This window comes from Micromonospora sp. WMMD1120 (genome assembly GCF_029626235.1).
In the GTDB taxonomy this organism is placed as follows: Bacteria; Actinomycetota; Actinomycetes; order Mycobacteriales; family Micromonosporaceae; genus Micromonospora.
In genome coordinates this window covers 3,044,619-3,066,975 of sequence record NZ_JARUBO010000005.1, presented here as the reverse complement: position 1 = coordinate 3,066,975, position 22,357 = coordinate 3,044,619, and the positions used below count along the sequence as shown (strand labels likewise).

The 22,357-nt window shown below is 73.2% G+C and carries 17 protein-coding genes; 6 read left to right on the top strand and 11 right to left on the bottom strand.

Annotated elements, in window-relative coordinates; all coding sequences use genetic code 11:
- Nucleotides 1–104 precede the first annotated feature (104 nt).
- Nucleotides 105–5,000, top strand: coding sequence for a permease (locus tag O7634_RS14510; RefSeq protein WP_278150653.1), 4,896 nt, complete (start codon nt 105–107; stop codon nt 4,998–5,000).
- Nucleotides 5,001–5,349: 349 nt separating this feature from the next.
- Here the strand turns inward: O7634_RS14510 and purE are convergent, their stop codons facing one another.
- The 7 genes from purE to mca all read right to left on the bottom strand — a co-directional run bounded on the left by purE (nt 5,350) and on the right by mca (nt 14,271).
- Nucleotides 5,350–5,841, bottom strand: coding sequence for a 5-(carboxyamino)imidazole ribonucleotide mutase (gene purE / locus O7634_RS14505; protein ID WP_278150652.1), 492 nt, complete (start codon nt 5,839–5,841; stop codon nt 5,350–5,352).
- A 49-nt stretch (nt 5,842–5,890) separates the two neighbouring features.
- Entirely contained in the window at nt 5,891–7,066 is a 1,176-nt protein-coding gene (locus O7634_RS14500; protein ID WP_278150651.1) for a 5-(carboxyamino)imidazole ribonucleotide synthase, read from the bottom strand.
- 116 nt (nt 7,067–7,182) lie between these two features.
- Nucleotides 7,183–9,219: a thioredoxin domain-containing protein gene (locus O7634_RS14495; protein WP_278150650.1), complete on the bottom strand. Its 2,037-nt coding sequence runs from the start codon at nt 9,217–9,219 to the stop codon at nt 7,183–7,185.
- Nucleotides 9,220–9,343: 124 nt separating this feature from the next.
- The gene (locus O7634_RS14490; protein WP_278150649.1) at nt 9,344–10,225 is read right to left on the bottom strand and encodes a hypothetical protein; all 882 of its coding nucleotides are present in this window, start codon (nt 10,223–10,225) and stop codon (nt 9,344–9,346) included.
- Between the two features lie 112 nt (nt 10,226–10,337).
- A complete protein-coding gene (locus O7634_RS14485) occupies nt 10,338–12,869 on the bottom strand; it encodes a bifunctional diguanylate cyclase/phosphodiesterase (RefSeq protein ID WP_278150648.1) in 2,532 nt (843 codons plus the stop codon).
- Between the two features lie 179 nt (nt 12,870–13,048).
- Entirely contained in the window at nt 13,049–13,342 is a 294-nt protein-coding gene (locus O7634_RS14480) for a hypothetical protein (protein ID WP_278150647.1), read from the bottom strand.
- A gap of 47 nt (nt 13,343–13,389) precedes the next feature.
- On the bottom strand, nt 13,390–14,271 hold the full coding sequence (mca, locus tag O7634_RS14475; RefSeq protein ID WP_278150646.1) for a mycothiol conjugate amidase Mca: 882 nt from the start codon (nt 14,269–14,271) through the stop codon (nt 13,390–13,392).
- 200 nt (nt 14,272–14,471) lie between these two features.
- Here mca and O7634_RS14470 point away from each other — a divergent pair, with 200 nt between their 5' ends.
- Both O7634_RS14470 and greA read left to right on the top strand, forming a co-directional pair.
- Nucleotides 14,472–14,912 carry a DUF4307 domain-containing protein gene (locus O7634_RS14470; protein WP_278150645.1) on the top strand — a complete coding sequence of 147 codons (441 nt, stop codon included), beginning with the start codon at nt 14,472–14,474 and terminating at the stop codon, nt 14,910–14,912.
- A gap of 156 nt (nt 14,913–15,068) precedes the next feature.
- Nucleotides 15,069–15,566 (top strand): transcription elongation factor GreA, encoded by a 498-nt coding sequence (gene greA, locus O7634_RS14465; protein WP_278150644.1) that lies wholly within the window; start codon nt 15,069–15,071, stop codon nt 15,564–15,566.
- Nucleotides 15,567–15,620: 54 nt separating this feature from the next.
- Here greA and ilvA read toward each other — a convergent pair whose 3' ends face one another.
- The 4 genes from ilvA to O7634_RS14445 all read right to left on the bottom strand — a co-directional run bounded on the left by ilvA (nt 15,621) and on the right by O7634_RS14445 (nt 20,626).
- A complete protein-coding gene (gene ilvA, locus O7634_RS14460; RefSeq protein WP_278150643.1) occupies nt 15,621–16,841 on the bottom strand; it encodes a threonine ammonia-lyase in 1,221 nt (406 codons plus the stop codon).
- Between the two features lie 64 nt (nt 16,842–16,905).
- Nucleotides 16,906–18,315 (bottom strand): amidase family protein, encoded by a 1,410-nt coding sequence (locus O7634_RS14455; RefSeq protein ID WP_278150642.1) that lies wholly within the window; start codon nt 18,313–18,315, stop codon nt 16,906–16,908.
- A 12-nt stretch (nt 18,316–18,327) separates the two neighbouring features.
- Nucleotides 18,328–19,470: a cystathionine gamma-synthase gene (locus O7634_RS14450; protein WP_278150641.1), complete on the bottom strand. Its 1,143-nt coding sequence runs from the start codon at nt 19,468–19,470 to the stop codon at nt 18,328–18,330.
- 112 nt (nt 19,471–19,582) lie between these two features.
- Nucleotides 19,583–20,626, bottom strand: coding sequence for a hypothetical protein (locus O7634_RS14445; RefSeq protein ID WP_278150640.1), 1,044 nt, complete (start codon nt 20,624–20,626; stop codon nt 19,583–19,585).
- Nucleotides 20,627–20,858: 232 nt separating this feature from the next.
- On the opposite strand from O7634_RS14445, the gene O7634_RS14440 reads away from it, so the two are divergent.
- The 3 genes from O7634_RS14440 to O7634_RS14430 all read left to right on the top strand — a co-directional run bounded on the left by O7634_RS14440 (nt 20,859) and on the right by O7634_RS14430 (nt 22,348).
- On the top strand, nt 20,859–21,281 hold the full coding sequence (locus tag O7634_RS14440) for an HIT family protein (protein WP_278150639.1): 423 nt from the start codon (nt 20,859–20,861) through the stop codon (nt 21,279–21,281).
- Nucleotides 21,282–21,358: 77 nt separating this feature from the next.
- Nucleotides 21,359–22,021, top strand: a complete 663-nt coding sequence (gene msrA, locus O7634_RS14435; protein ID WP_278150638.1) for a peptide-methionine (S)-S-oxide reductase MsrA — start codon at nt 21,359–21,361, stop codon at nt 22,019–22,021.
- Between the two features lie 108 nt (nt 22,022–22,129).
- Nucleotides 22,130–22,348, top strand: coding sequence for a hypothetical protein (locus tag O7634_RS14430; protein ID WP_278150637.1), 219 nt, complete (start codon nt 22,130–22,132; stop codon nt 22,346–22,348).
- Nucleotides 22,349–22,357: the final 9 nt, after the last annotated feature.

Sequence of the window (22,357 nt, the reverse complement as noted above, 5' to 3'; positions counted from 1 at the left end):
CCGGTGATGTTGTTTGCCCCGGACCCGCCGACAAGAGTCGAAATCCGCGCCAGCTTTGGGCATGCTGCGACAGTGGATGTCCACAGTGCGGGTGGAGGGGTGTCGTGGCGACCTTTCAATGCTCCTCGTGCGGCCGGGAGATCAAGCCGGCCGTGCGGTGCCCGCACTGCGGGGCTGACCAACCACAGTGGGTCGAGCACCTGGCGGACATCGAGCGCTCGATAGCGGAGATGAAGGCGCGCGACGCCGCCATCGCCCGCGAGCAGCGGCAGATCGCCGCCAAGATGCAGGCCGCGCTCTTCCAACGGGACATCCTCGCCCACGCCGGCGAGGAACGCCTCAAGCAGGCCACCCGACCACGCCGGGTGCTCCGCCGCCGCCCCGGGCGACGGCCACCGACGGCCACCACCGGAGCGCCGCCCCGGGTCCCCCGCCAGAACACCCCACCGGCCCCGGACGACCCGCCGCCCCCTCCGCCCGAGGCGACGTGGCTGGACGTGGACAACCCGGAGCACCCACCGGAGGCGTCCTCGCGAGAGGTGCAGAACATCCCCCTCGGGCTGGGCGCGCTGCTGCTCGGGGTGGCCGCCGTGGTGTTCGCGGCGGTGGCCACCAGCTCGATGGACGCCCTGGCCCGGTTGGGCATCCTGCTCCTGGCGACCGTGCTGATGCTGCTCGCCCCGCCGGCGCTCGCCCGGCGCGGGCTCACCTCCACCGCCGAGACCATCGCGGCGGTCGGCCTGCTGCTGGTGCCGCTCGCCGGCAACGCCCTCTGGGCCGTCGACCAGATCGGCATCGGTGGGGCCTCGCCCACGATCTTCGCCGGAGCGATCTTCGCGGTCACCGCCGTCGTCGCCCTGGGCTACGCCGGCTGGACGAACCTGCGCGCACCCCGCTTCGCCACGGTGCTCGCCGCACAGCCGGTGCTGCCGCTGCTGGCGTACGACCGGGTCACCGGTCCGGGCGGCTGGGCGCTGGTGCTGGCACTGGTGGCCCTGCTCGACCTCGGCCTGGCCCGCTCCGGCCTGGCCCTGGAACGCCCCGTCCGGCAGGACACGCCGCCGCCGGGCCCTCCGTCCGCGCCCCGGCAGCGCGACGCCGAGAGTCGACCCGAGGGCGACCCGGAGGAGGCCGCCGAGCTGGTCGACCCCGGCGCCGAGGCGTCCGCCGCGCGGCCGGCCCGCCCGGTGCCCGGCCTGCGTGAGCTGACCTGGGCGCTGCACGCGGTGGCGGTCGCCCTCGCCCTTGCGTACGCGGTGACGGCGCTGCTGCGCGCCCAGACGGTGCCGACCGCGACCGGGGCCGGTGCGGTTCTGCTGCTGGCCGCGGTGATCGGGCTGGCCGGCGCTCTGGTGCTGCGTCGACCGCCGCTGCCCGACGTCGCCGCCGGCATCGTGACCCTCGCCGTGATCGGCGCGCTCAGCCGGATCGCCTCGGTGGCACTGCCCGGTCGGGCACTGCTGCTGATCGCGGCGGTCATCACGGTGACCGGGCTGGCCGTACGCGCCGTGCCGGAGGCGGCCCGACGCGGCCCGCAGCTCGCCTCGGCGGTGGCGTTGACGGTCAGTGGGTTGGTGGTGGCCGGCGGCGCGCTGCGTGCCGGTGTGGCGACGGTCCGGGCGGCGCTGCCCGCCTGGGACCCCGACCTCGACCGGTACCCGGGCGAGCTGGCCGCCGCGGTCGGGCCGACCACCTGGCAACTCGCCGCCGCCGCGTTCCTGCTCACCGTGGCGGCGGTGCTGGCCCTGCCGTCGGACATCCGCCGGGAGTTCGCGGTCGCCGGCGCGGTGCTCACCGCGCTCGCCGTTCCGGCCTCGCTCGGTCTGGGCTGGACCGCCGCACCCTGGCCGATGGTGCTCACCGCGATCGGTATCGGGCTCGTCGGGCTCTCCGCCCGCACCGACCGGGCCGCCGTGGCGCACGCCGTCGGGGCAGCAGTGGTCGGCCTGTTCGGGGCCGGGGCCAGCCTGTCCAGCCCCGCGCTCACCGCCGCCGTCCTGATCACCGTGTTCCTGGCCGGCACGCTCGTCGCGCTGGCGTCCCGGATCCGGATCGCCTCGGCCGCCTCCGACACGGTCACCGCCTGGGCGGCCGGCGGCGCGGCGTTCGCGCTGCCCGGTGCGGTGGCCGCGTTCGTGGCCGCCACCCTGCCGAGCGAGCCGACCCTCACGCCGGCCAGCCTGCGCGAGGTGACCATTCCGATCCTGGCGGCCAGCTTCCTGGCGGTCTGCGTGACCCTCGGTTACGCCGCCGTCGTGCAGGTCTCCCAACGCCGTATCCCCGTGCCGCTGTCGGTGGGCGCCGGGCTCGGAGCGCTGATCGTCACCGCCGCCGCGTTCGGCGCACCGGGCGCGACCGTCGCCGACGCCTGGGTGGGCGCGCTCCTGCTGGTCGCGGCGGTGCTGCTCTTCCTCGCCCCGTCCATCGACGCCGGCCGTCGGGCCGACCTCACCGTGGACGGCTCGGACCTGGCCGCGGCTGCGGTCACCACCGCCCTGGTCGCCGCCCTGGTCCGGATCGGAGCGGTGCTCGCCCCGGGCGCGCAGTTGGCGGTGGCCGCCGCCCTGCTGCTGGTGGTCGCCGTCGCCGCGCGCAGCATGCCCGAGGAGTGGCGACGCGGGCCGATCCTCGGCCTCGCCGTCGGGGGCGCCCTGATCGGCGTGCTCGCCGGCTGGTCGGCGATCCGCGGCGGGGTCGGCGTGCTGGCCACACCCGGTCCGATCTGGAACGGCGACCTGAGCGGCTGGCCGGCCGCTCCGGTCGGCGGCGCGGCGTGGCAGGCGCCGGTCGCGCTGGCGCTGCTGGCCCTCGCCGCCGGCATCCTGCTCCCGCCGCCGTGGCGCTGGGACGTGTCCGGCGCGGCCGCGGTGCTCGCCACGATCGGCGCACCGGCCGCATTCGACCTGGCCTGGTGGTCGCCGGTCCTGGTCGGCGGGATGGTCGCCACCGTGTACGGCATGGCGGCGGTGGCCACCGAGGAGGCACGCGCCGGGCTGTCCCGCGCCACGGTCGCCGGGATCGTCGCGTTGCACGCCGCCGGCGCCGGCCTGGTCCGGCCGTGGACCACGGCGCTGGCGCTGGGCAGCATCGCACTCATCGGCGTGGTGGTGGCCGCGCTGGCCCGTGTCCTCGCCGGCCCCCAGGTCACCGACATCGAGACCGAGGGGATGCCACCGCACCTGGCGCAGATCGGCGGCGCGGCGGTCGGTGCCGCCCTGCTGGCCCTTCCCGGGGCGGTGGCGGCGCTGTCGGCGGAGTTCGACCACTCCGCACAGGTGGTGCTGACGGCCGCGCTGGCCGCGACCAGCCTGGGCCTCGCCGCGGTGGCGGCGGTCCGCCGGCAGGTGCCTCAGTACCTGCCCTGGGTCAGCGTGGCGGTGGTCGGCGGAGCCGCCATCACCGCGCTCGCCGCCATCCCCACCGGCCTCGCCGCCGGCGTCTACGCGGCTGCGGCGGCCCTCCTCGGCGTCCTCGCCGAGCTGATCCGGGCGGCCACGGTGCCTCCGATCAGCTCCGCCCAGCCGGTCCGGCGCTGGGCGGTACGGCTCGACGGCGCCCTCCGGCGTCTACCGGACGACCCGGAGCGGCGGCGGTGGCGGGTCGACCCGGCCGCCGGCGCGTTGGCGGCGGCGGCCCTGCCGACCGCCCTGGCGCTCGCCTCGATCGCGCCCGCGCTCGTCGTCGCACTCGTCGAGCCGCACCGCACGCTGAGCCGGATCTGGCAGGGTCCGCCGCCGGAGCTGCTGACTCCGCCGCCGGACGTGGTCGACCCCACCCACGTGCTGACGGCGTTGCTCCTCACCGCGTCGGCGGCACTCGCCGCCACCGGTTTCAGCGGTGGACGACGCTCCCGTGCCGTACCGGTGGTGCTGCCGGGAGCGGCCGTCACGCTGCTGATCGCGCCCATCGCGCTGGGCAGCGGCTGGCCGGCGAGCACCCTCGCGGCGCTTTCCGTCTTCACGATCGCGATGCTCGGCCTCGCGCTGACCCCGCCACCACCGCTGGTCGAGCCGGCCCGCTCGCTACGACTGGCCCGGGTGCTGGTGTTCGTCATCGGGCTGGCCGCCGGGGGCGCCGGGCTCGCCGGCAGCCTCGCCGCCCGGGAGATGACGGTGTTCACCCTCGGCGGGGCGGTCGGCGTGGGCCTGGTGGCCGCGCTGTTCGGCACCACCCAGCGGGCCCGCATCCTCGGCTGGCTCTTCGCTTCGCTGATGGCGCAGCTCTTCGTGCTCACCGTCGGCCTGGTCGCCGGGCTGGCCGCGGTCTGGTCCGCGTTCGGGGTGCTCGCGGTCGGGGCCGTCCTCCAGGTGCTCGCCGCGGTCCTGCCCCGACTGCGGCAGCCGGAGGCGCAGCGGGAAGCCTCGACGGTCCAGTGGAGCGGCTACGCGGCCGCGCTGATCGCGCTGGCCCTCGCCTTCGACTCGCCCCGACACATCGCCGCGCTGCTGGCCGCCTGGGGTGCGGTGCTGGGCGTGGCGGCCACCCGGCCCGGCCGCCGGCCGACGGAGCGCCGGATCCTGTTCTGGGCCGTGGTGGCCTGCGAGATCACCGCGTGGTGGATCCTGATGCGCGTCGCCGACGTGGCGCTGCCCGAGGCGTACACGCTGCCGTTCGCCGCGTTGGCCCTCCTGGTCGGGGTGCTGGAACTGCGGCACCGACCGGATCTGAGCAGCTGGGTGGCGTACGGGCCGGCGTTGGTCGCCGCCTTCGTGCCGACGCTGGCGATCGTGCTGGCCACCGAGTCGAGCACGATACGGCAGATGCTGCTGCTGCTCGGCGCGGTCGCGGTGCTGATCTTCGGCTCGTCCAGCCGTCAGCAGGCACCGGTGATCGTCGGCGCGTCGGTCACCGCGATCACCGCGATCCACGCCCTGTTCAGCCTCGGCCCGTGGCTGGCGCTCATCCCGGTCGGCATCCTGCTGCTCGTGCTCGGCGCGAGCAACGAACGCCGCCGCCGAGCCCAGGAGCGCCTACAAACCGCCCTCCGCGGCATGAGGTAACCCCCCGAGCCCTCACCCCACGCCCCACGCCCCTAGCCCACGCAACCCCCAGCCCGCACAACCCCCAGCCCGCGCGACCCCCAGCCCCGCGCAACCCCCAGCCCGCGCGATCTTGCACTTTCTGTTGCGGAATATCGTCACAAAAGCCTTTTAACGACAACACAAAGCGCAAGATCGCGACGGTCAAGGGCCGCGCGGACCAGGGATCTCGCGGACCAGGGGCCGCGAAAACCAAGGACCGCGCGGACCAGGGGCCGCGAAAACCAAGGACCGCGCGGACCAGGGGCCGCGCGGACCAGGGGTCACGCGGACCAGGGGCCCCGAGGGCTGGGGAATGGGGAGAGAAAGGCTAGGGCAGGGTCGCGCGGAGGGTCGCCTCCTTGGCCTTCACCAGCTCTTCGAGCTCCTGCTGGTACGTCGTCATCTTGGCGCGCAGCGCCTCGTCGGTAGCGCCAAGGATGCGCACCGCGAGCAGGCCCGCGTTGCGCGCGTTGCCGATCGACACGGTGGCCACCGGGATGCCGGCCGGCATCTGCACGATGGAGAGCAGCGAGTCCATGCCGTCCAGGTGTTTCAACGGCACCGGTACGCCGATCACCGGCAGCGGTGTCACCGAGGCCACCATGCCCGGCAGCGCGGCGGCGCCACCCGCCCCGGCGATGATCACCTTGAGGCCCCGGTCGGCGGCGTCGCGGCCGTACTCGATCATGGCTACCGGAGTCCGGTGCGCCGAGATCACCCGCACCTCGTACGGCACGCCGAAGTCGTCCAACACCTCTGCGGCGGCCCGCATGGTCGGCCAGTCCGAGTCGCTGCCCATGATCAGCCCAACCGTGCTCACTGCGGTCCTTTCCTCGTACCCGAAACGTCGCCCATCCCTGGGGTGTCGCTCACTCGCGCCCGTCGCGCAGCCAGCGCGCGGCCCGACCGGCCCGGGCCCGAAGGTCGTCCAGGTCGTCACCGAGCACCGTGACGTGCCCGATCTTGCGGCCGGGGCGCACCTGCTTGCCGTACAGGTGCACCTTGGCGCCCGGCTCGGCGGCGAAGAGGTGGTGCAACCGCTCGTCGATGGAGATGCCGCCCGGCTCACCGCCGAGCACGTTCGCCGACACCACGACCGGGGCGGTCAGCGACGTGTCGCCCATCGGGTAGTCCAGCACCGCCCGTAGGTGCTGCTCGAACTGCGATGTCCGGGCGCCCTCGATGGTCCAGTGCCCGGAGTTGTGTGGGCGCATCGCCAACTCGTTGACCACGATCGCCGGCCGGCCGGCGTCGTCGCGTACCTCGAACAGCTCGACGGCCAGCAGGCCGATCACCCCAAGCGCGGTGGCCAGGTCGATGGCGAGCTGCTGGGCGGCGACGGCCAACTCCTCGTCCAGGCCGGGCGCCGGGGCCAGCACCTCCACGTTGATGCCGTCCCGCTGCACCGTCTCGACCACGGGGTACGCGGCCACCTGCCCGAACGGCGACCGGGCCACCTGCACGGCCAACTCCCGCCGCAACGGCACCCGCTCCTCGACGATCAGCCGGGTGCCGCCGGCGAGCAGCGTGGTGGCCAACTCGGCCGCCTGCGCGGCGTCGTCGACCGTCCAGACGCCCCGGCCGTCGTAACCGCCCCGGGCCGCCTTGAGCACCACCGGCCAGCCGACCCGCTCCCCGAAGTCGACCAGCTCGGCCGGCGTCGCGACCGGCTGCCACGCCGGGTTGGGCGCGCCCAGCTCGGTCAGGCGTTCCCGCATGACCTGCTTGTCCTGGGCGTGCAGCAGCGCGTCCGCCGGCGGATACAGGGTCACCCCTTCCGCCGCCAACGTGCGGATGTGCTCGGAGGGCACGTGCTCGTGGTCGAAGGTGACGACGTCGCAGCCCTTGGCGAAGGTACGCAGCGCGGCCAGGTCGGTGTGGTCGCCGTACTGGACGTCGGCGGCGACGAGCGCCGCTCCGTCGTCGGGCGCGGTCGCGAGCACACGCAGTGACTGGCCGAGGGCGATCGCGGCCTGGTGGGTCATCCGGGCCAACTGGCCGCCACCCACCATGCCGACAACTGGCAGACCGGTACGGGAATCCATAGCGCGGCCAGCCTATCGGGGCCGCCGGCGGGTCCGCCCGGAGGGCCGGCAGACATACCGCCGGACCCGCCGCCGGCCTCCTGGGGTGGTGGAGCGCCGGTTACCGGGCGTGTGCGTCAGCGGAGTTCGGCGACCAACTCCTCGACCGAGGTGACCGGCCGCTGGCAGACGAAACCCCGGCAGACGTACGCGGCGGACCGCCCGTCGACGAGCGGCCGCCCGGCGAGCAGCGGCACACCGTCCTGGTCCGGTCGTCCGGCGACGACCACCGCTCCGGGCGGGGCGTGCCGGTGGGCCGCCGCCACCAACGGGTCCCCGGCCGGGTCGTCGGTCGCCACGGCGATCTCGTACGGGCCGGAGAGCAGCGCCTCGCCGCTCATCGCCGCGTACCCGGTGAACCGGGGGTGTCGCCCGACGATCGGCGCGACGGTGCCGAGGGCCTGCTCGGCTGCCTCCCGGTAGCGCGTCTCCCCGGTCAACGCCGTGTACGCGACCAGCCCGGCGACGAGTGCCGACCGACCGGAGGGGGTGGCGTTGTCGGTGGGGTCGGCCGGGCGGGCGATCAGCCGCTCCGCGTCGTCGGCGGTGTCGTAGAAGGCGCCGCCGTCAGCGGCGAAGCGCTCCAGAGCGGTGTCCAGCAACTGCCCGGCCAAGGTGAGCCAGCGCCCCTCGCCGGTGAGCTGGTGCAGCGCGCAGAAGGCCTCGGCCACACAGCCGTAGTCCTCCAGGACCCCGGCCGGCTCCCCGACAGTGCCGTCCCGGGAGACCCGGCGCAGTCGCCCGTCCACCAGGTGCACTGTGGCCAGGTGCTCGGCCGCCTGGCGCATCGCCCCGTCGGCGACGATGGTCACGCCGTCCATCAGGTTGGCGTCCTCGTCCTGCGGCGACGCGTACACGGCGGCGACCTGCTGGAACTCGGCGAGGGCGGTGATCGCCAGGCCGTTCCAGGCGGCCACCACCTTGTCGTCGAGGGCGGGCTGCGGGCGGGTGTCCCGGGCCGCGAGCAGCCGTCCGACCACCTGCTGCCAGCGGGCGCGGATCTCGGGGGCGGCGTCGTCCACGTCCCGGGCGAGCCGGAGCACGCTCGTGCCGTGTTCGAAGGTGCCGGCGTCGGTCACCGTGAACAGGTCGGCGGCGAACCGGCCGTCCTCCTCGCCCAGCGCCTCGACGAGTTGGGCGGGCGTCCACGCGTAGGTGAGCCCCTCGACACCCTCGGTGTCGGCGTCCAGCGCGGATGCGAAACCCTGCCCCGGCCGGTGCAGTTCGTCGGCGAGGAACCGGGCGGTGTCCCGTGCCACCCGGCGGGCGAGCCGGTCGCCGGTGAGCCGCCACAACTGGGTGTAGACGCGCAGCAGCAGCGCGTTGTCGTAGAGCATCTTCTCGAAGTGCGGCACCGTCCAGTGCTCGTCGACCGAATACCTCGCGAAACCGCCGGCGAGCTGGTCGTAGATGCCGCCCCGGGCCATCGCCTCGGCGGTGTGCCTGGTGATCTCCAGGCTGCCCGTGTCGCCGGTGCGCTGGTGGTGGCGCAGCAGGAAGAGCATGTTCATGTGCGGCGGGAACTTCGGGGCGCCGCCGAAGCCGCCGTTCGTACCGTCGTACTCCTCGGCGAGCCGGGCGGACGCGGCGTCGAGCAGCGGCGCGTCCAGCGGGGCGGTCGGGCCGCCGACGGCCTGGGCCCCGCCGATCGCCTCGACCACGTTGGCGCCCTGGCGCAGCACCGCCTCGCGCTGCTCGCGCCACGCCGTGGTGACCGACTGGAGCAACTGCACAAAATTGGTACGCGGGAAGTAGGTGCCGCAGTAGAACGGGGTGCCGTCCGGCGTGGCGAAGACGGTCATCGGCCAACCGCCCTGACCGGTCATCGCCTGGGTGGCGGTCATGTAGATGGCGTCCACGTCCGGACGCTCCTCACGGTCCACCTTGATCGACACGAAGTTGTCGTTCAGCAGCGCGCCGACCTGCTCGTTCTCGAACGACTCGTGGGCCATCACGTGACACCAGTGGCACGCCGCGTAACCCACCGAGATCAGCACCGGAACGTCCCGACGCTTCGCCTCGGCGAACGCCTCATCGGACCACTGCCACCAGTCGACCGGGTTGTCGGCGTGCTGGAGCAGGTAGGGACTTGTGGCGTCGGCGAGTCGGTTCACCCGACGACCATAGCCAGCCGCGGCGCGGAGCGCGCGGGCTCCGGCCGGACGGTCGGCTGCCAGCCGTCCGGTCGGCAGCGGCCGGCCCGGGTCGCCGCCACGAGCCGGGCCGGCACCGCCGGCCCTAGCGCAACCGAACCACAGCGGTGGCGGCGTCGCCGACGAAGACGTCGTACGTCGTGTCGTAGGAGCTGGCGTTCGCGGACACGGTCGCGGCGCCCCGCCGGAACGGGGCCGGAGTGAACGACGGCGAGCTGGACGTCCAGGCGACCGTCGTACCGGGAGCGCAGGCAACCTCAGCCCGGACGATGCCCTCGGCACGCTGCCCCTGCCACGTCTGGGTGACGCCACCCTCGACGTACACGGTGGCCGGTGCGGTGCAGGTGACAGTGCCCCGCACCGTCACCTCGCCGGTCCGGGTGTCGACGGTGCCCAGCGTCGCCACCTCGACCCCGACCGCCAACACCGGCGGCGCCGGTGGGTTGACGACGTGCACCTCACCGCGGGCCGTGCCGGTGCTGTAGTTGCAGCGTTGCTCGAAGGTGGCGTCGAAGCGCTCCAGGTAACCGTGCGGGCCCCAGGAGATGTCGGTGACGGTGAACGAACCGGTCTGCCCGAACAGACAGGCCCGGTCGTTACCGCTCAGGACGATGCCGGGTAGTGGGCTCTCGTAGGTGTTCTCCGTGGCCCCGGTGTACGTGCCCACGACCAGGGGCTGGTTGACGGGAGCACTCAGCTCGATCGTCCAGGGCCCGGCCGGTGGGTCGAAAACCTGGACCGTGAGGTGGTTCGCCGTGCCCCACACGTTGAAGCCGTCGCCGGAGGCCGTAGAGAAAGCCACGGCTTCGCCCTGGCTGATCGGATCGTCCGGATCGCCGTCGACCGCCAGCGTGGCGGACTCGGGCGCCCTGGCCACTGCGGGCACGGCGACTGTCAGCGTGCCGATCGTGGTGACGGCCAGCGCGAGCGCCGCGGCGAGAACGGGCCGTGTGACGGAGAGTCGCATGATGTCCCTTCGGCGAGGAGACGTAGAGGATCATCACAATCCATCTACCTCGATCGACCTTAGGGGTTCGACGGGCGGTTGGTTGCCCCGTCCGGGATGGAGCAGCGGGCGGTCAGGAGGCGCCGTCCGCGCGCAGCCGGAACACGTTCGACTCGGCCGAGTCGCGCAGCGTCCCCAGCACCGCGCCGATCTTGTCCGCCGGCATCGGCTTGAAGAAGTGGTAGCCCTGCGCCGAGGTGCAGCCCAACTCGGCGAGAGCGGACCGCTGTTCGGCGGTCTCCACCCCTTCGGCGACCACCCGCAGCCCCAACTCGTGGGCGAGGCCGACAGTGGTACGGACGATCGCCGCCGCCTCCGGCGAGTCGGCCATCCGGATCACGAACGAGCGGTCGACCTTCAGCTCGTCCACGGCGATCCGGGTGAGGAACGTCAACGAGGAGAAGCCGGTGCCGAAGTCGTCGACGGCGAGCTGCACGCCCATCGACCGGAGCGTGGCCAGCACCTCGTCGATGACCTCCAGCTCGCTCATCACCACCGTCTCGGTGATCTCGAGGACCAGCCGGTGTGGCGGCACCTGGTGACGGCGCAGCGCGTCGGCGATCTCCGCCGGCAACCGGGGGTCGAGCAGGCTGCGCGCGGACAGGTTGACCGAGATCGGGACGTCCAGCCCTTCCCGGGCCCAGTCGGCGGCCACACCGAGCGCCTTGTTCAGCACGTAGCGGGTGAAGGTGCCGAGCTGCTCGCTGTTCTCCACCGGCCGGATGAAGTCGGCCGGGTTGAGCCACCCCCGTCGAGGATGCTGCCAGCGGATCAACGCCTCCACCCCGGTCGGCGCGCCGGTCGCCAGGTCGACCGCCGGTTGCAGGGCCAGCACCAGTTGGTCGTCGACCTTCAACGCCTCGCGCAGCTCGGCCAGCAGGGCGAGTTGGTCGGTGCTCGCCGCGTCCCGGGTGCCGTCGTACGCGGCGACGTTGCCGCCGCCCTCCTTGGCCTGGTACATGGCGATGTCCGCCCGGCGCAGCAGTTCGGTCAGGTCGGCGGCGCCCGCGTTGGCCACCACCACCCCGACCGAGACCTCGATCGACATGCGGACGCCGGCCACCTCGGTCGGCGCGGCCAGCCGTTCGGCGATCTCGCGGGCCTGGCGCAGCGCGTGTGCCATCGGCGCGGCGCGGTCGCCGAGCACCGGCACCGCCGTGAGCAGCAGGGCGAACTCGTCACCGCCGAGCCGTCCGAGCAGGTCGCCGGGGCGGACGAGCGAGTTGAGCCGGTTCGAGGTCAACCGCAGCAACTGGTCACCGGCGGCGTGACCGAGGGTGTCGTTGACCTCCTTGAACTGGTTGATGTCGAGCAGCAGCAGCGCCACCGGATGGTCGTGGGCGAGCCGGCGCAGTGACTGGTCACCCCTGCTCAGCATCGCCGCCCGGTTGGCCAGCCCGGTGAGCGGGTCGTGCACCGCCTCGTACGACGATCGGGCGGTCACCATGCGCAGCTCGCGGTGGGTCGCGGCGTCGTGCAGCGCGGCGGCGAGCGCGTCGCCGAACGCGGCTACCGCGTCGCGTTCCCGGGCGGTGGGTGGCGCCGAGCGGGGGAAGCGGACGCGCAACCGGCCGACCGGCGCGGCGCCGACCGACAGCGGCCGGCTCAGCTCGTGCTCGTCCGGCTCCGCCTGGTCCGGTGGACCGGCCGGGCGGTCGACCAGCTGACCGCTGGCGTCACCCCGGTAGCGGTGCCACCGGCCGTCGGCCCGCGCCACGTCGACGTCCACCAGTTCGGCGCTGAACAGCGTCAGCGCCCCGGTGACCGCCGCGCTGGCCACGCCCCGTTCGTCGAGCTGGTTGAGGGCGGCGGTGGCCTCGGCGAAGGCGCGCCAGGTACGGCGCTCCTGATCGGCACGCAGCCGGTAGCGGTAGGTCTGCTGGAGCAGCCAGAGCAGCGGAGGCAGCAGCAGCAGCCAGCGCGGATCGAGCTCCAGCAGGGCGACCACGACGAGGCCGACCGCCACGTTGCCGACGAACATCAGCAGCTTTCCGCGGAGCGCGGCGAGCAGCGGCGGCCCGATCGGCAGCCCGTGCCGCAGGCCCAGTGTCACCCCGCCGAGCCACGCGGTCACCAGGAGATAGGTGACCGAGCCGGCGATCACGGCGAGGGCCAGCATCGGGGTGGGCGGGGCGAGGAACGGACGTCCGAGCGCTGTGGTCACGGAGACGGCCAGCGCCGTCGCGGCGGCCAGCGAGGCGGCGATCCGGACGATCTCCAGAGCCGGTTGACGGTCGTTGTACAGGGAGAGCGCGGTCCAGGCCAGCCCGGTGCCGAGCAGCGTGGCTGACGGCAGCCAGCCGGCCGGGGTCAGGTAGAGGCAGACGATCAGCGCTGCCTCGCCCCAGGTGATGCTGACCATGCCCGCGGCCGAGCGGAACCGCAGCCGGGCGAGCTGGGCGAGGGCGACGACTGCCACCGCGATACCGAAGCGGGCCGGACCACCGAGGGGATCGCCGGCCGGCAGCCGGACCGGAAGGGTCAGGCCGACCACGGCGGCGATCACGGCGGTCAGCGTGACGGCCACGGTGAGCACGAGCAGCGGACCGGGTGTGCCGCGGACACCGAGGCGATCGGACGGGCCGCCGGCCGGACCGGAGGTCATCGACCTCCTCCGTCAACCGACCGCCCGACCCTGCGACGGGCCGCCGGTGCTGTGCTGGTCATCGGCGCCCCCTTCCGCACGCGGCTCGGGAGCTGTTGGTGCCCCCGGCGGAAGGCTAAGCCAAACCGGGTAGCCGCAACAGGGGGCGACCAACCGGTTCGGCGTGATTCACGCCGGGACTACCCGTTCCGGCGCTGCTGGTGCCCGTTGGGAGCGTGCGCGGATGAATCACGCCCTCCCGTCCCGTCTGTCGGATCGACGACTGCCGCGTCGGCAGTGGTCGGGTCGACCGGCCCCGCCTGCTGGGAGAAACGGTCGGGCAGGCGGCGCAGCCGAGAGTTCATGTTGCGGATCAACAGGATGGTCGCGGTGGCCAACAGCAGGATGAGGAAGAGGCCCATCGGCCCGGCCAGGCCACCCGTGCGGGTGTCCCCGAAGTTGTTCTCCGCGAGCACCTGGGCAGCGGTCAGCATGGCGTCCTCCGTTGTGCGGTTGGTAACCAGGGTAGCTCCGCGCGGAATCAGCGCGCGTGGGCCGTCTCCCGCACCCCCGCGAAGAGGTCGGACTCGGGCAGCGGACTGTCGACCATCGAACGGGCCAGCTGGTAATCCTCGGTGGGCCAGGCACGCTGCTGCAGCTCCATCGGCACCTGGAACCAGAAGCCGTCCGGGTCGACCTGGGTGGCGTGGGCACGCAGCGCGTCGTCGCGGACCGGGAAGTATTCGGCGCACTCCACCCGGGTGGTGATCCGGGGACCCTTGTCCGGCCGGTCCTCCCACCGCTCGAGCCACTCCTCGTACGGCGACGCGAGGCCGGCGGCCAGCATGCCCTCGTGCAGGGCCATGATCTTGCCCTTGGAGAAGCCGATGTCGTAGTAGAGCTTCAACGGCTGCCAGGGAGCGCCCAACTCCGGGTAGCGCTGCGGGTCGCCGGCGGCCTCGAACGCGGCCACGCTGACCTTGTGGCACATGATGTGGTCCGGGTGGGGGTAGCCGCCGTCCTCGTCGTACGTGGTGACCACGTGCGGACGGAACTCACGCATCAGGCGCACCAGCGGGCCGGCGGCCACCTCGACGTCCTGGAGGGCGAAGCAACCCTCGGGCAGGGGCGGCAGCGGGTCGCCCTCGGGCAGGCCCGAGTCGACGAAACCGAGCCACGCCTGGTCGATGCCGAGGATCGCGCGGGCGGCGTCCATCTCGGCCCGACGGATGTCGGCGATGTTGGCCCACACGTCCGGCCGGTCGAGCTTCGGGTTGAGCACGCTCCCGCGCTCGCCACCCGTGCACGTCACGACCAGGACATCGACCCCCTGTGCGACATATTTCGCCGTCGTCGCCGCACCCTTGCTCGACTCGTCGTCCGGATGCGCGTGGACGGCCATGAGACGCAGTTGATCTGCCAACGTGGGCGCTCCTCGTCTGTGCCGGACGGTTACCCGACCGGGCTCGCCGGCTGACCTGCCGGGATCGTTGCTCACCACACTCGGTCGCCGGCCACCAGCACAGGCATGACCTGCCATTCCTGCTGCTGGCCCGGGTGGGAGGATGGGATTCTGTCATTCTTGCCGATGAGGCCGACAACAACGCCAGGAGATACCCGCCGGTGACCGAGACGCACACCACAATTCCGCCGAGCGCGCCGGTATTCCCGCCCGGCCGCTACGGCCGTCGCCGGGCGCCCGGTGGTGCTCGCCGCCGGACCATGGTGGCCGCCCTGGCGCTGCTGGCCCTCGTGGCGACGCTCACCGTGATCTCGGTCCGGCTCTACCGGCAGTACGGCGACCCGGTGTACGACGCCCAGGTGATCACGTACACCGACATCACCGACAAGCAGGTGCTTGTCGACTTCCGGGTGACGGTGCCGGCGGGCGGATCGGCGGTCTGCGTGCTGCGGGCCCGGGACCGCGCGGGCGCCGAGGTGGGGCGGGAGCAGGTCACCGTGACGGCTGATCCCGGCGACCGGCACGTCACCGCCCGGCACCGTCTGACCACCACCGCGCGGCCGTTCATCGGTGAGGTCCTGCGCTGCCAGGCGCCCTCCTGAGCTGGGCGAACAAGGCCGGCGACGGATCCCGGCGGACGTCTACCATCGGTGTCGGATACGGGCACCGGTGGTGATCGCCGACACGCTGTGTCGTACCGCACTGGTAACTTGGTAGTTCACCTGTTCGCCGGCCACGCACGACTGAGGAGAACGCCTGTGTCCACTGGCAACGAGGCGCCCGCCACCTGGCTGTCGCAGGACGCGTACGACCGCCTCCAGGCCGAGCTCGACGAGCACATCGCCAACCGGCCGGCGATCGCGGCCGAGATCAACGCTCGGCGCGAGGAGGGCGACCTGCGGGAGAACGGCGGCTACCACGCCGCCCGGGAAGAGCAGGGCAAGGCCGAGGGTCGCATCCGTTACCTGCAGGAGCTGCTGCGCACCGCGAAGGTCGGCCAGGCGCCGACGGCGGACGCGGTGTCGCCCGGCATGGTCGTGACGATCTACTTCGACGACGACACGGACGACACCGAGACGTTCCTGCTCGGCTCCCGGGAGATCGCGGCCACGACCGACCTGACCGTCTACAGCCCCGAGTCGGCGCTGGGCAAGGCGATCCTGGGCGGCCGCGCCGGGCAGACCTGCACCTACACGGCGCCGAGCGGCGCCGACATCAAGGTGACCGTGGTCAGCTTCGAGCCGTTCTCCGGCTGACCGTCGCCGGTCGCCACACACCGCATCGTCGCCGAGGCGTGACACCGGAAGGTGTCACGCCTCGGCCGCGAAGACCACCTGGTAGCCGCTGGCCCGCAGCGCGCTGATCAGCGTGTCCGAGTGCTCCACACCCCGGGTCTCCACCGACAGCGCCACCTCCACCTCGCCGAGGCCGAGGTGCGGGTTGGCCCGCTGGTGCTCCACGTCCACGACGTTCGCGCGGTGCTCGGCGATCTGGCTGAGCAGGGACGCGAGCTGCCCCGGCCGGTCCGAACAGCGGACTGTCACCCGCAGGTAGCGGCCGGCGGCGGCCAACCCGTGCTCGATCACCCGCAGCATCAGCAGGGGGTCGATGTTGCCGCCGGAGAGCACGGCGACGACCGGCGTCCGCACCTCGACCACCCCGGCCAGCAGCGCGGCGACGCCCACCGCGCCGGCCGGCTCGACCACCTGTTTGCCGCGTTCGAGCAGCATCAGCAGGGCCCGGGAGATGTCCTCCTCGGAGACCGTGACGATCTCGTCGACCAGCTTCCGCACGTGGTTGAAGGTGATCTCCCCCGGTCGACCGACCGCGATGCCGTCGGCGATGGTGGCGAAGGCGGGCAGCCGCACCGGCTCCCCGGCGACCAACGAGGGCGGGAACGCCGCCGCGCCGGCCGCCTGGACGCCGATGACCCGTACGTCCGGACGCAGCGCCTTGGCGGCGACCGCCATGCCGGAGATCAGACCGCCGCCCCCCACCCCGGTGACGATCGTCCTGACGTCCGGGCACTGTTCGAGGATCTCCAGCGCCACGGTGCCCTGCCCGGCGATCACGTCCGGGTGGTCGAACGGGTGGATCAGCACCGCACCGGTGCGCTCGGCGTAGGTGTGCGCGGCGACCAGTGACTCGTCGACGGTGTTGCCGGCCAGCTCGACCTGCGCGCCGTACCCCTTGGTGGCGGCCACCTTCGGCAGCGGCGCGTTGACCGGCATGAAGACGGTGGCGTGCGTGCCGACCAGGCCCGCAGCGAGGGCGACGCCCTGCGCGTGGTTGCCGGCGCTCGCCGCGACCACGCCGCGCTGCCGCTCCGCCGCCGACAGCCGGGAGATCCGCACGTACGCGCCCCGCACCTTGTACGAGCCGGCCCGTTGCACGTTCTCGCACTTGAGCCACGTCGGCCCGCCCAGCGCGGCGGTGAGCGGGCGGGAGGGCTCCAGCGGGGTGGTACGGACGACGCCAGCGAGCAACTCCCGTGCCGCCCGCACGTCGTCGAGACCGACCAGTTCCGTCATGCCCCGATCGTGCCACCCGCCCCCGGCGCACCCTGCGGCGACACCGGGGCCGGCGCGTCCGGCGTCAGGCGCCGGTCGGCGAGCCGGCGTCCACCAGGGGGTAGCCGGGGGCGTGGCGCGTCCACGGGGCGGCCATCTCGAACTGCCCGGCCACGCCGAGCAGCAGCAGCTCCGAGCCGGGCGGCCCGACCAGCTGCACGGCCACCGGCAGGCCGTCCGGGCGACGCCCGACAGGCACCACGACAGCCGGCAGGCCGGCGATGTTCCACGGGGCGGCGTACGGGGCGTACCGGATGTTGGCGCTCATGTTCGACCGCCAGGACCGTTCCGACCAGCGGGCCGCCTCCGGTGGCGCGGTGGCCAGGGCCGGAGTGAGCAGCAGGTCGACGGAGTGATCGGTGAAGAAGTCGATCGACCGCTGCCGCCAGCCGGCCCGGTCCGCCTCCCGCACGTAGCCGCGGCGCTGCGCCCACTCACCCAGCGCCACGTGCCGCCGGGTACGCCGTTGCAGCCGCCGCCGGTCCAGCCCGGAGGCGCGGACGTCGGTGGCGGCGGCGGCGAGCCAGGTGGCGATGCCCTGGAGGCCGAGCGCGGTGGGGTAGACCGGGTCGGCCGGCACCGTGTCGTGGCCGGCGGCGGCGAGGAGCCGACCGGCGGCGGCGACGGCGTCCCGGTTGGGCGCGTCCGGCGCGACACCACGGACCGGGGACCGCAGCGAGACGCCCACCCGCAGCCGCTGCGGCGGCACCAGCTTCTCCGGACGCCGGCCGGCGAGCACCGAGAAGCCGACAGCGGCGTCGGCGACGGTGGTGGTCAACATGCCGTGCTCGGTGAGACCGAACCAGTCGTCGGCACCGAGTTGGCACGGGATCACCCCCCGGCCGGGCTTGAGACCCACCAGCCCGCAACAGGCGGCGGGGATGCGGATCGAGCCGAGACCGTCGTTGGCGTGCGCGATCGGCACCAACCCGGCGGCGACCGCGGCGGCCGAGCCACCGGAGGACCCACCGGGGGTACGCGTGCTGTCCCACGGGTTGCGGGTCACCGCGCTGTCGTCGTCGGTGAGCGCCCACAGCCCCAGCTCGGGCATCCGTGTCACGCCGAGGATGACCGCGCCGGCGCCGCGCAGTCGGCGCACCACCTCGTGGTCGGCCTCCGCGACGCCGGTGCGGGCGGCAGCCGACCCGTTCCAGGTGGGCAGGCCGGCGACAGCCGTGTTCTCCTTGACCGCCACCGGAACCCCGGCCAGCGGCAGGTTGGCCAGGTCCTCCTGCTCGTCGACCTTCTCCGCCTCGGTGATCGCCTCGCCGCCGCGAACCGCGCGGAACGCGGCCAAATCCCGGTCGGTCCGGGCGATGTACTCGAGGTGGTCGGCGACGACCTGGGTTGCCGAGACGTCGCCCCGGCGTACGCCCCGGGCGATCTGCTTGGCGGTCGCCCCGACCCAGGTCGCCATGATGTCCCGCACGGCCATCCTCCCCAGCGGTCAGCCCAACGCCTGCTCCAGATCGGCCAGTAGGTCGTCGACCGTCTCGATGCCGACAGACAGTCGCACGAGATCGCCGGGAACTTCAAGCGGCGAGCCGGCAGCACTTGCGTGTGTCATCCGACCCGGGTGCTCGATCAGGGATTCCACCCCGCCCAACGACTCGGCGAGCACGAACAGCTTGGCGCGGTTGCAGATCTCCACAGCGTGGTCCTCACCGCCGGCGGCCCGGAACGAGATCATGCCGCCGAACCGGCGCATCTGCTTCGCGGCCACCTCGTGACCGGGGTGCGAGGGCAGCCCGGGATAGATCACCTGGGAGACCTTGGCGTGCCCGTCGAGGTACGCGGCGAGCCGCTCGGCGTTGTCGCAGTGCCGGTCCATGCGTACCCCGAGGGTCTTGATGCCGCGCAGGGTGAGCCAGGCGTCGAACGGGCCGTTGATCGCGCCCATCGCGTTCTGGTGGTAGCGCAGCTCCTCGCCGAGCGTCGCGTCGGCCACGACCAGCGCGCCACCGACCACGTCCGAGTGCCCGCCGATGTACTTGGTGGTGGAGTGCACCACCACGTCCGCGCCGTGCGCGATCGGCTGCTGAAGGTACGGCGAGGCGAAGGTGTTGTCCACCACCAGCAGGGCGCCCGCGTCGTGTGCCACGGCGGCCAGGGCGGCGATGTCGGCGATGCCGAGCAGGGGGTTGGTCGGCGTCTCCACCCAGACGATCTTCGTGCGGCCGGGCTGCACGGCGGCCCGGATCGCGGCCGGGTCGGAGACCTTCGCCGGGGTGAACTCCAGACCCCAACGCTGGGCGACCCGGGCGAAGAGCCGGTACGTGCCGCCGTACGCGTCGTCCGGGATCACCACGTGGTCGCCGGGCTGGCACACGGCCCGCAGCAGGGTGTCCTCGGCGGCCAGGCCGCTGGCGAAGGCGAGCCCGACCGACCCGCCCTCAAGGGCCGCCAGGCACTCCTGGAGCGCGTCGCGGGTCGGGTTGCCCGAGCGGCTGTACTCGTAGCCGAGGCGGGGCGCGCCGACGGCGTCCTGCGCGTACGTGCTGGTCTGGTAGATCGGTGGGATCACCGCGCCGGTCCGGGCCTCAGGATCCTGGCCGGCGTGGATGGCGAGCGTCTCGAAGCCGTGACTCATGCTGGTGAGGCTAGTGCCCCGTCCCGGGGGCTGGAACGCAACCCGCGCTCCCGGGTGGGGGTCGGGCCCACCGGCCCGACCCCCGTACGCCGACCCCTGGCCGGCGCTCCGGTCAGCCGGCCGGTGCGGGCAGGACGTGCAGGGTCGCCTGGTTGACCCCGGTCCAGTCGTAGGCGACCGCGTAGAGCCGGGCGCCGTTGGGCGACCAGGCCAGCGCGCCGGGGCTCAGCTCGTCGCCGAGTTCGAAGCGCGCCAACTCGGTGCCGTCCGGGGTGAAGACGAACACGTCCGGGTCGTAGGTGGCGTCCGCCCCGGCGGCGATCCGGGTGCCGTCGCGGGAGACCTCGACCGCGTTCGGGTACGCGCCGGTGGGATAGGTGGCGGACGGGGTGCTGATGTCCGCGAACGGGAACGCCTGCACCTCGTAGGGCGCGCCGGCGGCGGTGAACACCGTGGTGCCGGTCGGGTCGAGCGCGACGTCGCGCAGGTTGCTGCCGACCACCGACCAGGAGTTCGTCCGCAGCAGGGTCAGGGCTCCGCCGGTGCCGACGCCGTACGCGTACACCGACGCCGGGCTCAACCCCGGCTGCCCGGCGAGCAGCACCGACCGGTTCTGACCGGCGGCGGTGAGCAGCGGGTAGTCGTGGTAATCGTGCCCGGCGACGCCGGTGGTGAGCCGGGCCGGCTGACGGCCCAGGTCGATCTGGCCGATGTTGCCGCCCCACTGGTCACAGCCGTAACCGAACCACAGGTAGCGGCCGGTCAACGCCAGCGACGACGGGCACTCGCCCACGCCGGTGTCGTAGCGCGCCGACTCGACGAGCGAGCCGGTGTCGAAGACGGCGATGGCGTTGGCGCTGGGCAGCGCCACGTAGAGCGTCTGCCGGTCGGCGCTGAGCAGCAGGTCGGTCGGGCCGGGCAGGCCCGCCAGGGTGCCGACGACAGCGCCGGTCGCGCTGGTCACCACGACGTCGGTCGACGAGCGGCCACCGCTGACGAAGACCCGGTCGCCCGCCGACACCACGTCGGCCACCGTCTTCAACGGCAGCGCGGTGGCGGTCGGCGCGGCGGCCAGAGCCGGGCCGGGTACCGCGCCGGTCAGCAGACCGGCGGTCAACGCCGCCAGCGCCAGGCTGATGCCTCTTCTGATGTGCAAGGTCGGTCCTTTCGGGGCAGCGACACGCACGCCGGTGCCCAGGGTCGTCAGGTCGCACCGAGGAGTCGGATCGTCGGCACCGGCCAGGCGGCGGTCACCGCGACCGACTGGCCGGGCGACATTGTCACCACGACACAGCCCTCGACACCAACTCATTTGAATACCTGGATACGCACCGCCCCACGCGCACCGGCGGCGCACCGGCGGCGCGGTGCCGGCATAGCCTGGACGGATGAGCGGTTGCGTGTTCTGCGGGATCGTGGCGGGTGCGGTGCCGGCGTTCCGGGTGGCCGACACGGCCGACGGTGTGGCGTTCCTGGACACCCGACCGGTGTTCCGGGGGCACGTGCTGGTGGTGCCGAGGGTCCACCTGGTGACCCTGGCGGAGCTGCCGGCCGACCTGCTGCCCGGCTACTTCGCGCTGGTGCGGCGGCTGGCCGTGGCCGTGGAGACCGGTCTCGGCGCCGGTGGGACGTTCGTGGCGATGAACAACAAGGTGTCCCAATCGGTGCCGCACCTGCACACCCACGTGGTGCCGCGGACCAAGGGCGACGGGTTGCGGGGTTTCTTCTGGCCGCGTACCCGCTACGACGACGACGCCGAGGCGCAGACGTACGCCGAGCGGATCGCCGCCGCCCTCCCCGGTGGGGCCTGAGTCACCCGTACGCGGGTAAGGATGGAAGACCCACCGGTGTTACACGCTGGGAGAGGTACCGAGAGGAGATCCCCACCGTGTTTCTGCGCCGTTTGAACGCCGAGATGGTTTCGCCCGACCAGGCTCTGCCGGGCCGTCCGATCGCCATGCCGGTCGCCGACCGCCACGAGGTGCTGGGCACCCCGTTGCAGGGCCCGTTTCCGGAGGGCCTGCAGGTAGCGGTCTTCGGCATGGGCTGCTTCTGGGGCGCCGAGCGGTTGTTCTGGACGCTGCCCGGCGTCTACACCACCTCCGCCGGCTACGCGGGTGGCATCACCAGGAACCCGACGTACGAGGAGACGTGCTCCGGCCGGACCGGGCACGCCGAGGTCGTCCAGGTGGTGTACGACCCGAGCAAGATCAACTATGAGGATCTGCTCAAGGTCTTCTGGGAGAACCACGACCCGACCCAGGGCATGCGCCAGGGCAACGACGTGGGCACCCAGTACCGCTCGGCGATCTACACGACCACCGACGAGCAGCGCGCCATCGCGGAGGCGTCCCGGGACGCGTTCCAGCCGATCGTGACCCGCGCCGGCAAGGGCGAGATCACCACCGAGATCGCGCCGCTCGGCGACTACTACTTCGCCGAGGACTACCACCAGCAGTACCTGGCGCCGACGAAGAACCCGAACGGTTACTGCAACCACGGCCCGAACGGGCTGAGCTGCCCGGTCGGCGTGGCCCGCGTCGGCGGCTGAGTCCGACCACGATCGGTGGCCCCTCGTGGCGTGGTGACCACCGCGCCACGGGGGCCGCTCTGTCTCCACCCGTTGCCGTGCGGAGCGTCGGCGGCGATCATGACGACCGTGAGCAACCAGCGCGCCGACGCCCGCGCCGCCTTCGCGCGCCGGGTCGATGCCCTGCGCGGGCGTCGGGTCCTCGCCGTCGACTACTGGGACCTGCGCAGCAGCGGTCCGGACGTCGACTGGGACCACGGCGACTGGCACCACGCGCAACTCGGGGTCCAGCTCACCACCCCGTCCGGTCCGGTGACCGTGACCTGGTCCGCGGTCTTCCACCCGTAGCTGGGGCCG